Source organism: Pseudomonas sp. PVC-3-1 (genome assembly GCF_057444315.1).
In genome coordinates this window covers 5,502,563-5,515,395 of the sequence record NZ_CM172023.1, presented here as the reverse complement: position 1 = coordinate 5,515,395, position 12,833 = coordinate 5,502,563, and the positions used below count along the sequence as shown (strand labels likewise).

Genomic DNA, 12,833 nt, shown 5'->3' with positions numbered 1-12,833 from the left:
AGCCCTCTCCCGAAGGGAGAGGGGACAGTCCGTGCGGTCTGCTGTTTCGGTGTTAGCGCCGCCGAGGCGGCGCGCTCACCTTATTGGCAGGCTTCGCAGTCCGGGTTGTCGATGGAGCAAGCCTGGGGTACCGGAGCCGGTTGCGGCTCGGCGGCTGCGGCCTGCAGGCCATCGTTGCCACCCGCGGACACGGCGTTGAGCTTGCCGGTGTTGATGGTGGACTTCTCGGTGCTGGTGGCGGCCAGGGCACGGAGGTAGTAGGTGGTTTTCAGGCCACGGAACCACGCCATGCGGTAAGTCACGTCCAGCTTCTTGCCCGAGGCGCCGGCGATGTAGAGGTTCAGGGACTGGGCCTGATCGATCCACTTCTGGCGGCGGCTGGCGGCGTCGACGATCCACTTGGTCTCGACTTCGAAGGCGGTGGCGTACAGGTCTTTCAGGTCTTGCGGGATGCGCTCGATCTGCTGCACGGAGCCGTCGTAGTACTTCAGGTCGTTGACCATGACCGGGTCCCACAGGCCGCGCACTTTCAGGTCGCGAACCAGGTAGGGGTTGATCACGGTGAACTCGCCGGAGAGGTTCGATTTCACGTACAGGTTCTGGTAGGTCGGCTCGATGGACTGCGATACGCCGGTGATGTTGGCGATGGTCGCGGTCGGCGCGATGGCCATGATGTTCGAGTTACGGATGCCTTTCTGTACGCGGGCACGTACCGGAGCCCAGTCGAGGGATTCGGTCAGGTCGACGTCGATGTACTTCTGGCCACGGGCTTCGATGAGGATCTGCTGCGAGTCCAGCGGCAGGATGCCCTTGGACCACAGGGAGCCGTCGAAGGTCTCATAGGCACCACGCTCGTCGGCCAGGTCACAGGAAGCCTGGATGGCGAAGTAGCTCACCGCTTCCATGGACTTGTCGGCGAACTCGATGGCAGCGTCGGAGCCGTAGGCGATGTGCTGCAGGTACAGCGCGTCCTGGAAGCCCATGATGCCCAGGCCAACCGGGCGGTGCTTGAGGTTCGAGTTGCGAGCCTGCGGGACCGAGTAGTAGTTGATGTCGATAACGTTATCGAGCATGCGAACGGCGGTCTTCACGGTCTTCTCGAGCTTGGCGGTGTCCAGCTTGCCGTCGACGATGTGGTTGACCAGGTTGATCGAGCCCAGGTTGCAGACCGCGATCTCGTCCTTGTTGGTGTTCAGGGTGATCTCGGTACACAGGTTCGAGCTGTGGACCACGCCCACGTGCTGCTGCGGGCTGCGCAGGTTGCACGGGTCCTTGAAGGTCAGCCACGGGTGGCCGGTCTCGAAGAGCATGGAGAGCATCTTGCGCCACAGGTCTTTGGCCTGGACGACCTTGAATACCTTGATCTTGTTGTACTCGGTCAGGGCTTCGTAATACTCGTAGCGCTCTTCGAAGGCCTTGCCGGTCAGATCGTGCAGGTCCGGAACTTCGGACGGGGAGAACAGGGTCCACTTGCCGTCGTCGAAGACGCGCTTCATGAACAGGTCCGGGATCCAGTTCGCGGTGTTCATGTCGTGGGTACGGCGACGGTCGTCACCGGTGTTCTTGCGCAGCTCGAGGAATTCCTCGATGTCCAGGTGCCAGGTTTCCAGGTAGGCGCAGACGGCGCCCTTGCGCTTGCCACCCTGGTTCACGGCCACCGCGGTGTCGTTCACTACTTTCAGGAACGGAACCACGCCCTGGGACTTGCCGTTGGTGCCCTTGATGTAGGAGCCCAGCGCACGGACCGGAGTCCAGTCGTTGCCCAGGCCGCCGGCGAATTTCGACAGCATGGCGTTGTCGTGGATCGCGTTGTAGATGCCCGACAGGTCGTCCGGCACGGTGGTCAGGTAGCAGGACGACAGCTGCGGACGCAGGGTGCCGGCGTTGAACAGGGTCGGGGTCGACGACATGTAGTCGAACGAGGAGAGCAGGTTGTAGAACTCGATGGCGCGAGCTTCACGGTCCTTCTCTTCGATGGCCAGGCCCATGGCCACGCGCATGAAGAAGACCTGCGGCAGTTCGAAACGGATGCCGTCCTTGTGGATGAAGTAGCGGTCGTACAGGGTCTGCAGGCCGAGGTAGGTGAACTGCTGGTCGCGTTCGTGGTTGATCGCGGCGCCCAGCTTGGCCAGGTCGTAGCCTTTGAGCTTGCTGTCGATCAGCTCGAACTCGGAGCCTTTCTCGACGTAGGCGGCCAGTGCCTTGGCGTACAGGTCGGCCATCTCGTGGTGAGTGGCGCTGTCGGCCACGCCCAGGAAGCCCAGCGCTTCGGCGCGCAGGGTGTCCATCAGCAGGCGGGCGGTGACGTAGGAGTAGTTCGGCTCGCGCTCGACCAGGGTACGGGCGGTCATCACCAGGGCGGTGTTGACGTCCTTCTCGGCGACGCCGTCATACAGGTTCTTCAGGGTTTCGCGTTCGATCAGGCTGCCATCGACTTCGGCCAGGCCTTCGCAGGCTTCGCGGATGATGGTCTGCAGGCGGCCCATGTCCAGCGGCTGGGTGCTGCCGTCGGCCTTGGTGATGCGGATGCTCGGGTGCGGCTGGGCGATGTCGCTGGCCACGCCTGCGGTCTTGCGCTCGTTGGCGCGAGCTTCACGGTAGATCACGTAGTCGCGGGCGACTTTCTGCTCGCCAGCGCGCATCAGGGACAGTTCGACCTGGTCCTGGATCTCTTCGATGTGGATGGTGCCACCGGAGGGCATGCGGCGCTTGAAGGTCGCGGTGACCTGTTCGGTCAGGCGGCGCACGGTCTCATGGATGCGCGACGAGGCGGCGGCGGTGCCGCCTTCCACGGCGAGGAACGCCTTGGTGATGGCTACGGTGATCTTGTCATCGGTGTAGGGAACTACGGTGCCGTTGCGCTTGATCACGCGCAGCTGGCCGGGCGCGGTGGCAGCCAGATCCTGTGCGGATTCGGCGGCCTGCGGCGCGTTGGCCTGCGGGTTCTCGCGAGTGGTGTCGATTTGCATGGGTGGTTGTCTCCACGTTCTCGTAATGGGTTTGTTGCCGACGCCAGGGGCGCCATTCTCAAAAGCAAGGAGTGCAAATAAAGAGCAAAAAGAGCAGTCGCCCGCGATTGCAGTCGCGAGCTGGAATTCTTCTGGAACAGGGGGAATGACCCGAAGCGCCTCCCTGGCCCAACTCGGGTGCCGGCTTTACGGGCCGGGACCACAATACCTAGTGGTGTTGAACGTTACGTTGCAACACCCGTACCGCATTTCCATCGACATGAATCGCTCCTTGCGGGCTGGGCCGCGTGGCACATCAGTACGTCTGGAATACGTTGTGGTGGAACCGGAGGAGCCGTGGAACAGGCTCGGGATTTCGACTTTCTTCTTGTGTCCGGTTCGTGGTGGCAACCCCAAGATGTAGGGGTATACCGCAACGGGGATACAAGATAATGCGCTATGGGGGTGTTTGCAAGGCGGGGAGAAGGGGAAAAGCTGTGGATAAAATGTGCATGGAATGTGGGTGAAGCGGGGTAACTCGCGCAATCCCTGATGCTGACTGCCTTTCGCCGTTCGTCGTGGTTGGCGAGAGAATTTTCACACGCGTCAGGGGCGCTGCTCGGGGAGGAACACTACCACAATATGTAGTGTTTCTGTCGCAGCAGCCCTTGACCTTTTCGCGCAATGCCTGCTTACGCCGGTGGCGTGCCGCAGCGCCGGCAATCTGGCTACAATGCCGGCCGCTTTTGCGGGCTCGCTATGGTAGCTCTCTATAGTAAGCATGCTCGCGCTCGCTCATGGCGCATCAGGAGGCAAGGTGGAACAAGAAGCGCGCATTCTCATCGTCGAGGACGACCAGCGATTGGCCGAGTTGACCCAGGACTACCTGGAGAGCAACGGCCTGGTGGTGTCCATCGAGTCCCATGGCGGCAAGGCGGTGGAGCGGGTGCTGGCCGAGCGGCCGGACCTGGTGGTGCTCGACCTGATGCTGCCGGGGGAGGATGGGCTGTCCATCTGCAAGCGCCTGCGCCCGGATTACGACGGGCCGATCCTGATGCTCACCGCGCGCACCGACGACATGGACCAGGTCCAGGGCCTGGAGATGGGCGCCGACGACTACGTGTGCAAGCCGGTGCGCCCGCGTGTGCTGCTGGCGCGCATCCGCGCCCTGCTGCGCCGCAGCGAGCCGGCCGAGGCCGCGCCGGCAGTGGCGGGCAAGCGCCTGACCTTCGGCAAGCTGGTGATCGACAATGCCATGCGTGAGGCCTGGCTGGACGAGCAGACCATCGAGCTGACCAGCGCCGAGTTCGATCTGCTCTGGCTGCTGGCGGCCAACGCCGGGCGCATCCTCTCCCGCGAGGAAATCTTCAACTCCCTGCGCGGCATCGAGTACGACGGCCAGGACCGTTCCATCGACGTGCGCATCTCGCGCATCCGCCCGAAGATCGGCGACGACCCGATGCACCCGCGCCTGATCAAGACGGTGCGCAGCAAGGGCTACCTGTTCGTCGGGGAGCTCTGAGCCATGAGCGCCGTGCCACCCTTCCCCGAGCTGCACGGCGAGCGCTTCCGCCTGCGCGCCTTCACCGATGCCGACCAGCCAGCGGTATTTCGCGCGCTGTCGCATCCTGAGGTGATCCGCTACTACGGTGTCTCCTACGCGACACTGGAAGCCACCCGCGAGCAGATGGAGTGGTTCGAGCGCATCCATAGGGAGAGCAGCGGTATCTGGTGGGCGATCTGCCGGCCGGACGCGCCCGAGGACATCGTCGGCGGCTGCGGCTTCAACAACTGGCAGCAGGAGCACCGTCGTCTGGAACTGGGCTACTGGCTACTGCCCGAGCATTGGGGGCAGGGCGTGATGGGCGAATGCCTGCCGCTGATCTTCCGCCACGCCTTCCGCGACATGAACGTGCACCGCATCGAGGCCGAGGTGGAGCCGGAGAACCTCGCCAGCGGCCGCCTGCTGCTGCGCCAGGGGTTCATGCTGGAAGGCCGGCGCCGCGAGTGCGAGGTGAAGGACGGCGCGTTCGTCAGCCTGGATTACTACGGGTTGCTCAACCCGGCGGAAGCAGTGTGAGTCCGGTGCCCGGGCTGGCCCTCACCCCAGCCCTCTCCCGGAGGGAGAGGGGGCAGTCTGTGCCGATGGTGAACGTGGCGTCATCCTGCGGCGGCGGACGCGCACGAAATGATTGGATTTCCACGCTGAGCTCCAGGCGCACTCCGGACAGTCCCCTCTCCCCCCGGGAGAGGGCTAGGGTGAGGGCGCTCTTCGATAGCGCCGAACCCACCCGGAAAGCCCGGCCATGAAATCCATCTTCCTGCGCATCTACGGCGGCATGCTGCTGACGCTGGTGGCGGTTGCCGCGCTGGCGGTGCTGACCCTGCACCTGGTCAACGATGTGCGCGGCGAGCGCTACCGCGAGGACCTGGCGCGTGGCACCTTCCGCCTGATGGCGGACGAGCTGCTGCCCATGAGCGAGGTGGACCGCAAGCGTGCGCTGAGCCAGTGGAGCCGCCTGCTCGGTATTCCGCTCAAGCTCACCAGCCTGGATGCGCTGGGCATGGAAGGACGCAGCCGGGCACGGCTGATGAACGACCAGGTGCTGGTACAGGCCGGTGCGCCCCATGAAGTGAAGGTGATGACCCAGGTGAGCGCGGCGGAAGGGCTGATCCTCACCGGCGAGGTGGAGCAGGTCAGCGAGCAACTGGCGCGCGCCACCATCTATTTGCTGATGGACGAGCTCAAGCGCTACCCGGCCAGCGAGCAGCCCTATCACCTGGCGCGTATCGTTCGCGACAAGCGCTTCGGCTTCGAGGTGCACCTGCTGCGCCTGAAGGAGGTCGACCTCGACGACGACCAGAGCCGTCGGGTGGAGGAGGGCGACACGGTAATGGCGCTGGGCAAGGGCGGCGATTCCATCCGCGTGCTCTCGGGCATCCTCGACACCCCCTGGGTGCTGGAGCTGGGGCCGATCTACCAGATGAACCCGTACCCGCCGCAGTTGCTGACGATCATCGTGGTCGTCGCGCTGACGCTCATCGGGCTGACGCTTTACCTGCTCATCAGCGGGCTGGAACAGCGCCTGCGCGGCCTCGAATCCGCGGCCACGCGCATTGCCCGCGGCAGCCTGGACACCCGCGTGGAAGTGCGCGGTGCGGACTCGGTGGGCCGTCTCGCGGGGGCCTTCAACCACATGGCCGAGCAACTGCACCTTCTGCTGACGGTGCAGCGCGAACTGGTCCGTGCGGTATCCCACGAGCTGCGCACACCGGTGGCGCGGCTGCGCTTCGGGCTGGAGATGATCGAGTCCGCCGAGACCGACAAGGCGCGGCGCAAGTACATGGAAGGCATGGACGGCGACATCCAGGACCTCGACCAGCTGGTGGACGAGATGCTCACCTACGCGCGGCTGGAGCAGGGCTCGCCGGCGCTGAGCTACCAGCGCATCGAACTGGGCGCGCTGGTGGAGCAGGTGGTGGCGGAGATTGCCCCACTGCGCCGGGAAATCACCGTCACCTGCGAGCCGGGTGCGCTGGTGCCGTTCGACCAGGGCAGCTGGATCGAGGCTGAGCCGCGCTACCTGCACCGCGCGCTGCAGAACCTGATGACCAACGCGCTGCGCTATGCAGAAGGGCGGGTGCGGATCAGTTACCGGGTGAGCGTGGACCGCTGCCAGGTGGACGTGGAAGACGACGGCCCCGGCGTGCCGGAGGCGCAGTGGCATCGCTTGTTCCAGCCGTTCTTCCGAGCCGACGACAGCCGCGCTCGGGTCACTGGTGGGCATGGGCTGGGTCTGTCCATCGTGCGGCGGATCATCCATTGGCACGGCGGCCGCGCGCAGATCGCGAAGAGCGAGGTGTTGGGTGGTGCGTGCTTCACCTTGATGTGGCCGCGCCGGCAAGCGCCCAAGGTTGAAGACAATATTTGACCTTGGAGTCAAAAAATGCAGAATGCTGCGGTGCCATCACGCGTGGATGGCATTCGCCGCGTCACTCTGCATCCTTTCCCTACGCTAAATAGCCCTCGGAGATCGGTCTCTCTTAGGGGGTATTGCAGAGTCACCGGTATCGTTATGTAATTTTTGCTATAACGAGCGCTTGCAGGCACGGCAAGCGGACCTGTCATAGACAGGCCCGCGCAGGGTTTCAGGCAGGAACACCGAGGATCACATGGGACGCTTTGATCACTGCAGTCGCCTTCACGCCGGCCGCCAGGCCGAGCTCGCTCACCGCATCGCGGGTGACCACGGCGACCACTTCGGTGCCGCCCGGCAGGCTGAGCACGACTTCGGCGTTCACCGCGCCATCGGTCACCGATTTCACCGTGCCGGCCAGGCAGTTGCGGGCGGACAGACGGATGCCGTCGGCCTCGGTCATCAGCATGACCCAGGGCGCCTTGACCAGCGCGATAACGTCCTTGCCCTGGGCCAGGCCCAGGCTCTTCACGCTTTCCTCGGTGACGATCGCCACGAGTTCGCTACCGCCGGGCAAAGCGACCACGACTTCCGCGTTGACCGCACCGTTACGCAGTTGCTTGACGCTGCCCTTGAAGACGTTGCGTGCACTGACCTTCATGAACTGACTCTCCTGAATTGCTTGTATGGCCAATCACTGGCCGGACGTGTCACGGGGCTGAACTGAGTGTATAGGCCAGCCCGAGCCAATCGAAGTGTTAAAACAACAACCCACTGGAGCCTCACGATGAAACACCGCTTCGCAAGCCTGTCCCTGCTGGTCGCTTCCTGCTTCACCCTGCACTCGGCCCTGGCTGATGAAGTCCAGGTGGCTGTCGCCGCCAACTTCACCGCGCCGATCCAGGCGATCGCCAAGGACTTCGAGAAGGACACCGGCCACAAGCTGGTCGCCGCCTACGGCGCCACTGGCCAGTTCTACACCCAGATCAAGAACGGCGCGCCGTTCGAGGTTTTCCTCGCCGCTGACGACAGCACACCGAAGAAACTCGAAGCGGAGAAGGAAATCGTCCCCGGTTCGCGCTTCACTTATGCCATCGGTACCCTGGCGCTGTGGTCGGCGAAAGACGGCTACGTCGACGCCAAAGGCGAGGTGCTGAAGAAGAACGAATACAAGCACCTGTCCATCGCCAACCCGAAAGCCGCGCCCTATGGCCTGGCCGCCACCCAGGTGATCGACAAGCTCGGCCTGAAGGACAAGGTCGCGGGCAAGATCGTCGAAGGCCAGAACATCACCCAGGCCTTCCAGTTCGTCTCTACCGGCAACGCGGAGCTGGGCTTCGTGGCGTTGTCGCAGATCTACAAGGATGGCAAGGTGACCAGCGGTTCCGCCTGGATTGTCCCGGCTGACCTGCACGACCCGATCCGTCAGGACGCCGTGATTCTCAACAAGGGCAAGGACAGTGCCGCCGCCAAGGCCCTGGTCGAGTACCTGAAAGGGCCGAAGGCCGCTGCGGTGATCAAGTCCTACGGTTACGAACTCTAAGCCTTCAAGGAATAGCGATGCCCCTCACGCAGGAGGATTTCCTGGCCATCCGGCTCACCATCGAGCTGGCCGCCCTGAGCACCCTGATCCTCCTGCTGATCGGCACGCCGATCGCCTGGTGGCTGTCGCGTACCCGCTCCTGGCTGAAAGGTCCGCTGGGGGCGGTGGTGGCGTTGCCGCTGGTGCTGCCGCCGACGGTAATCGGCTTCTACCTGCTGATTACCATGGGGCCCCACGGGTTCATCGGTCACGCCACCGAGAGCCTGGGCCTGGGGCGCTTGCCGTTCACCTTCGCCGGGCTCGTGGTGGGCTCGGTGTTCTATTCGCTGCCCTTCGTGGTGCAGCCGTTGCAGAACGCCTTCGAGGCCATCGGCAACAAACCGCTGGAGGCCGCCGCGACCTTGCGCGCGAGTCCACTGGATACCTTCTTCTCCGTGGTTCTGCCGCTGGCGCGGCCGGGCTTCATCACTGCCAGCATCCTCGGCTTCGCCCACACGGTGGGTGAGTTCGGCGTAGTGCTGATGATCGGTGGCAACATTCCGGGCAAGACGCGCGTGGTGTCGGTGCAGATATTCGATCACGTCGAGGCCATGGAGTATGCCCAGGCACATTGGCTGGCCGGCGGCATGGTGATCTTCTCCTTCTTCGTCCTGCTGGCGCTCTATGCGAGCCGCCGCAGCCGTTCGGCCTGGGCCTGAGGTGGGCATGTCGCAAGAGCTTTCCGCACGCGCCATCGAAGCCCGCTTCCAGATCGCCTACTCGGGCTTCAGCCTGGACGTCGACCTGCAGTTACCGGGCAAAGGCGTGACGGCGCTGTTCGGCCATTCCGGCTCGGGCAAGACCACTTGCCTGCGCTGTGTGGCGGGCCTTGAACGGGCACCGCTCGGCCGGCTGGTGGTGAACGGCGAAGTCTGGCAGGACAGCGCCACGGGCGTGTTCCTGCCGCCGCACAAGCGCGCGCTGGGCTATGTGTTCCAGGACGCCAACCTGTTCGAGCACCTGTCGGTGAAGCGCAACCTCACCTACGGCATGAAGCGCGTGCCGCGCGACCAGCATCGTGTGGAGCTCGAGCAGGCCACCGAACTGCTTGGCATCGGCCATCTGCTGGAGCGCATGCCGGGGCACCTGTCCGGTGGTGAGCGCCAGCGTGTCGGCATGGCTCGCGCGCTGCTGACCAGCCCGCGCCTGCTGCTGATGGACGAGCCGCTGGCGGCGCTGGATCTCAAGCGCAAGGCAGAAATCCTGCCGTACCTGGAGCGCCTGCACGACGAACTGGATATTCCGATTCTCTACGTCAGCCATTCGCCGGATGAGGTGGCGCGGCTGGCGGACCACCTGGTGCTGTTGGACCAGGGGCGTTCCATCGCCAGTGGCCCGGTGATGGAGACCCTGGCGCGCACTGACCTGCCGATTTCGCATCTGGAGGATGCCGGCGTAGTCATCGATGGCCACGTGGTTTCCCATGATCCTGATTACGGTTTGCTCTCGGTTTCTCTGCCGCACTGCGAGCAGCGTATCCGTCTGGCCCACACGCCGATGGACAAGGGCAGGGCGCTGCGCATCAAGGTGCAGGCGCGGGACGTCAGCCTGAGCCTGGAGCCAGCGGCGCACAGCAGCATCCTCAACGTACTGCCGGCGACCGTGGTCGAGATCGTGCCGACGGACAATCCGGCGCACCTGCTGGTGAAGCTGGATGTAGCTGGCAAGCCGCTGCTGGCGCGGATTACCCGCTATTCCCACGACCAGCTCGGCCTGCAGATCGGCCAGGCGGTATGGGCGCAGATCAAGTCGGTGGCGTTGCTGGCCTGACGCACCTCTTTGTAGGAGCGAGCTTGCTCGCGAACAGCCGTGGCAGAGGAAGCTCTGGTGCGACGAAGGTTCGCGAGCAAGCTCGCTCCTACAGAAAGAAAAAGGGCGGCTCATGGCCGCCCTTTTTCATTTCACTCCATGCCTTACAGCAGCGGGATGGTGTAGCTGACGATCAGGCGGTTCTCGTCCTGGTCGCGCTGGCTGGGCACGCCCGGAGTGGAGGCCGCCGGCAGGCCGCTGCGCATGGCGGCGTTCTTCCAGGCCAGGCCCAGGCCCTTGAAGGTGCCTTCGGGTACCACGTAGCCCAGGGCGATGTCGCGCTCCCATTCGCCCTTGTCGCCTTGCTTGGTGTCGATGTTGTCGGCGTTCAGATAGAGCACGCTGAAGGTCAGGCCGGGCACGCCGAGGTCGGCGAAGTCGTAGGCATAGCGGCCGATCCAGGTGCGCTCGCCAGCGCGGTTGAACTTCAGCAACTGGGCGTCGGAGATCAGGTAGGTACTGGTGCCTTCGCCGTCGCCGCGGTTCAGGTAGGGGAAGTCGCTGTCGCCGGTCAGCACCTGGTAGCCGGCGCCGATGCTGTGGCCGCCCAGGGCGTAGGTGAACATGCCGCTGTAGACGTTGTTGTCGACTTCGCCCTTGAGGCTGTTGCCGCCGTAGTAGCCGCTGCTGACATAGCCGTCGGCGCGGCCGGAGGCGCTGCCGTTCTTGCCGTCGGAATCGCTGATGAACACACGGATATCCGACTTCAGGGTGCCCGGTCCTACAGCCAAGCTATGCACGAGGCCGAGGTAGTTCTGCTTGTAGAAGTTGTCCAGCTCGCCGTAGTAGTACGACAGCGTCAGGTTCTTGGTCGCCTTGTAGTCACCGCCGGCGAAGTAGAACTTGTTGCTGTCGCGGGAGCTGGCAGAGCTGCCGTTGGCGCCGGCGATGGACATGCTGCGCCAGTCGGTGGAGTTGCGGCCCTTGGTGTGGGTCAGCTGGCCGCCGGTCAGGGTCAGGTTGTCGACGTCGGTGGAGGTGACCTGGCCACCTTCGTAGGTCATCGGCAACAGGCGGGCATCGTTGTAGACCACCACCGGCAGCTTGGGCTGCAGGGTGCCGTAGCGGAATTCGGTCTTGGAGACCTTCGCCTTGGCGGTGAGCCCTAAGCTGCTGAACTCGTCGACGGCGCTGCCATCGCTTTCCAGCGGGAAGATGGTGCCGGGCTGGCGATCGACGCCGGCCTTGCCGGACTTGCCGCCGCCATCCAGGCGTACGCCGAGCAGGCCCAGGGCGTCGACGCCGAAGCCCACGGTGCCCTGAGTGAAGCCGGAGGAGTAATTGAGCATGAAGCCCTGGCCCCATTCTTCCTGCTTGCTGGGCGAGGCGGTGCCGTTGCGGTTGTCGGTGTTGATGTAGAAGTTGCGCAGGGTCAGGCTGGCCTTGCTGTCTTCGATGAAGCCGCCGGCGTGGGCCGATTGCGCGATGAGGCCGAGCGAGCCGGCCGCAATGGCGAGCGCCAGGGTATTTCTGGTCATTACGTTTGCTCCGATGGTCATTTCTTTTTGTGGGGACCCCAAGAACCAGACGTTGCCGTTTGGGTGTATAGAATTCTATATACCGATAGTCCTGCTGACGATTCCTCTGAAGGCAATATCCGAGGATCAAAAGAGGTACGGGAATGTCTGGGCGGCGTGCATAACGCCAAATTCTGACTTTTAAGTCAAGACTTTCAGATGTGTCTGTCAGTCGCAGCGGTCGGATCGCTGCTCTATATCGAGGGAATGGCCACCAGGCTCAGCAGGCGATCATCGAACAGGCTGAACTGCCCGTCGATTTCCTTGCCGTGATGCCATTCCTCCGACAGGTCGGTAAGCAGGCGCAGGCGCGCGTGCCCCCCGGCGGACCAGCTCAGCAGCTCGGCGTGCTCGAAGTAGAAGCGCTTGCGCACCAGCGGGAAGAGCGCCTTGAACAGGCTTTCCTTGAGGGAAAAGGTGAGGGTGACCTGCAGCGCCGCCTGCCGCGGATCGAGGCGCGCCAGTTCGTCGGGCGTGAGGATTTCTTCGGCCAGTCTTTGTGCGCGCGCGGTTTCCAGGCGGTTCTCCACGTCCAGGCCGAGCCCGCGCCAGTGGCTCTCGTGCGCAACGATGGCTGCCGCCCAGCCGTCGCCGTGGGTGATCGAGCCACAGAATCCCGCCGGCCAGACCGGCGCGCGCTCCTCGTCGGTGCCCGGTACCCAGGCCGCCGAGCCTGCTGCCAGCAATGCCGCGCGGGCGCAGATTCGCCCCGCCAGGTACTCGGCCTGGCGCTTGGCGACGGAGCGCTGGATGTTGGCCGGCGCCTCGACGCGGCTCTGGGAGAAATCCCCGGCGTGCAGGCGCTGGCGGTCGAAGTGAGTGCTGCGCAATTGGCAGCCGGCCAGGGGAGTGGGCAGCGGCCAGTCGGCGTCGAGTGGGGTGCAGAAATCGGGGAGGGCAGTCATGGAAGCATTCTGCCGCGCCAGAACGTGGCTCACCAGTCACGCGGCACTTACATTCCTTTGCAAACCTTCACCAAAGGCGTACGGATTCGTCCTACAAGCTTTGACACACTGCGCACCGCGTTCCCAAGGGGACGCAGGTGAGGTTGTTGTTGGAG

10 protein-coding genes are annotated in these 12,833 nt (G+C 64.1%); 6 read left to right on the top strand and 4 right to left on the bottom strand.

Annotation, left to right across the window (positions count from 1 at the left end; all coding sequences use genetic code 11):
* Nucleotides 1–80 precede the first annotated feature (80 nt).
* A complete protein-coding gene (locus AC2T4A_RS25285; protein WP_416750000.1) occupies nt 81–2,969 on the bottom strand; it encodes a ribonucleoside-diphosphate reductase subunit alpha in 2,889 nt (962 codons plus the stop codon).
* A 796-nt stretch (nt 2,970–3,765) separates the two neighbouring features.
* Here AC2T4A_RS25285 and AC2T4A_RS25280 point away from each other — a divergent pair.
* The 3 genes from AC2T4A_RS25280 to AC2T4A_RS25270 all read left to right on the top strand — a co-directional run bounded on the left by AC2T4A_RS25280 (nt 3,766) and on the right by AC2T4A_RS25270 (nt 6,880).
* A complete protein-coding gene (locus AC2T4A_RS25280; RefSeq protein ID WP_416749998.1) occupies nt 3,766–4,470 on the top strand; it encodes a response regulator in 705 nt (234 codons plus the stop codon).
* Nucleotides 4,471–4,473: 3 nt separating this feature from the next.
* Nucleotides 4,474–5,028: a GNAT family N-acetyltransferase gene (locus AC2T4A_RS25275; protein ID WP_486742069.1), complete on the top strand. Its 555-nt coding sequence runs from the start codon at nt 4,474–4,476 to the stop codon at nt 5,026–5,028.
* Between the two features lie 226 nt (nt 5,029–5,254).
* A complete protein-coding gene (locus AC2T4A_RS25270; protein WP_478379460.1) occupies nt 5,255–6,880 on the top strand; it encodes an ATP-binding protein in 1,626 nt (541 codons plus the stop codon).
* A gap of 217 nt (nt 6,881–7,097) precedes the next feature.
* Here AC2T4A_RS25270 and AC2T4A_RS25265 read toward each other — a convergent pair whose 3' ends face one another.
* Entirely contained in the window at nt 7,098–7,526 is a 429-nt protein-coding gene (locus tag AC2T4A_RS25265; protein ID WP_478379461.1) for a TOBE domain-containing protein, read from the bottom strand.
* Between the two features lie 126 nt (nt 7,527–7,652).
* On the opposite strand from AC2T4A_RS25265, the gene modA reads away from it, so the two are divergent.
* Genes modA through modC form a run of 3 tightly spaced genes read left to right on the top strand, consistent with a single transcriptional unit; the run spans nt 7,653 to nt 10,217 of the window.
* Nucleotides 7,653–8,408, top strand: coding sequence for a molybdate ABC transporter substrate-binding protein (modA, locus tag AC2T4A_RS25260; RefSeq protein WP_064979703.1), 756 nt, complete (start codon nt 7,653–7,655; stop codon nt 8,406–8,408).
* Nucleotides 8,409–8,419: 11 nt separating this feature from the next.
* Nucleotides 8,420–9,106 (top strand): molybdate ABC transporter permease subunit, encoded by a 687-nt coding sequence (gene modB / locus AC2T4A_RS25255; protein WP_416750011.1) that lies wholly within the window; start codon nt 8,420–8,422, stop codon nt 9,104–9,106.
* A gap of 7 nt (nt 9,107–9,113) precedes the next feature.
* On the top strand, nt 9,114–10,217 hold the full coding sequence (gene modC, locus AC2T4A_RS25250; protein ID WP_486742068.1) for a molybdenum ABC transporter ATP-binding protein: 1,104 nt from the start codon (nt 9,114–9,116) through the stop codon (nt 10,215–10,217).
* A gap of 143 nt (nt 10,218–10,360) precedes the next feature.
* Here modC and AC2T4A_RS25245 read toward each other — a convergent pair whose 3' ends face one another.
* Together AC2T4A_RS25245 and AC2T4A_RS25240 are read right to left on the bottom strand one after the other, a co-directional pair.
* On the bottom strand, nt 10,361–11,734 hold the full coding sequence (locus tag AC2T4A_RS25245; protein WP_486742067.1) for an OprD family porin: 1,374 nt from the start codon (nt 11,732–11,734) through the stop codon (nt 10,361–10,363).
* Between the two features lie 233 nt (nt 11,735–11,967).
* On the bottom strand, nt 11,968–12,678 hold the full coding sequence (locus AC2T4A_RS25240; protein WP_486742065.1) for a 4'-phosphopantetheinyl transferase family protein: 711 nt from the start codon (nt 12,676–12,678) through the stop codon (nt 11,968–11,970).
* Between the last annotated feature and the right edge of the window lie 155 nt (nt 12,679–12,833).

Excerpts from the sequence above, each read along its gene's own strand:
- AC2T4A_RS25285 (WP_416750000.1), bottom strand. The coding sequence starts at position 2,969 with ATGCAAATCGACACCACTCGCGAGAACCCGCAGGCCAACGCGCCGCAG.
- AC2T4A_RS25275 (WP_486742069.1), top strand. The coding sequence starts at position 4,474 with ATGAGCGCCGTGCCACCCTTCCCCGAGCTGCACGGCGAGCGCTTCCGC.
- AC2T4A_RS25270 (WP_478379460.1), top strand. The coding sequence starts at position 5,255 with ATGAAATCCATCTTCCTGCGCATCTACGGCGGCATGCTGCTGACGCTG.
- AC2T4A_RS25265 (WP_478379461.1), bottom strand. The coding sequence starts at position 7,526 with ATGAAGGTCAGTGCACGCAACGTCTTCAAGGGCAGCGTCAAGCAACTG.
- modA (WP_064979703.1), top strand. The coding sequence starts at position 7,653 with ATGAAACACCGCTTCGCAAGCCTGTCCCTGCTGGTCGCTTCCTGCTTC.
- modC (WP_486742068.1), top strand. The coding sequence starts at position 9,114 with ATGTCGCAAGAGCTTTCCGCACGCGCCATCGAAGCCCGCTTCCAGATC.
- AC2T4A_RS25245 (WP_486742067.1), bottom strand. The coding sequence starts at position 11,734 with ATGACCAGAAATACCCTGGCGCTCGCCATTGCGGCCGGCTCGCTCGGC.
- AC2T4A_RS25240 (WP_486742065.1), bottom strand. The coding sequence starts at position 12,678 with ATGACTGCCCTCCCCGATTTCTGCACCCCACTCGACGCCGACTGGCCG.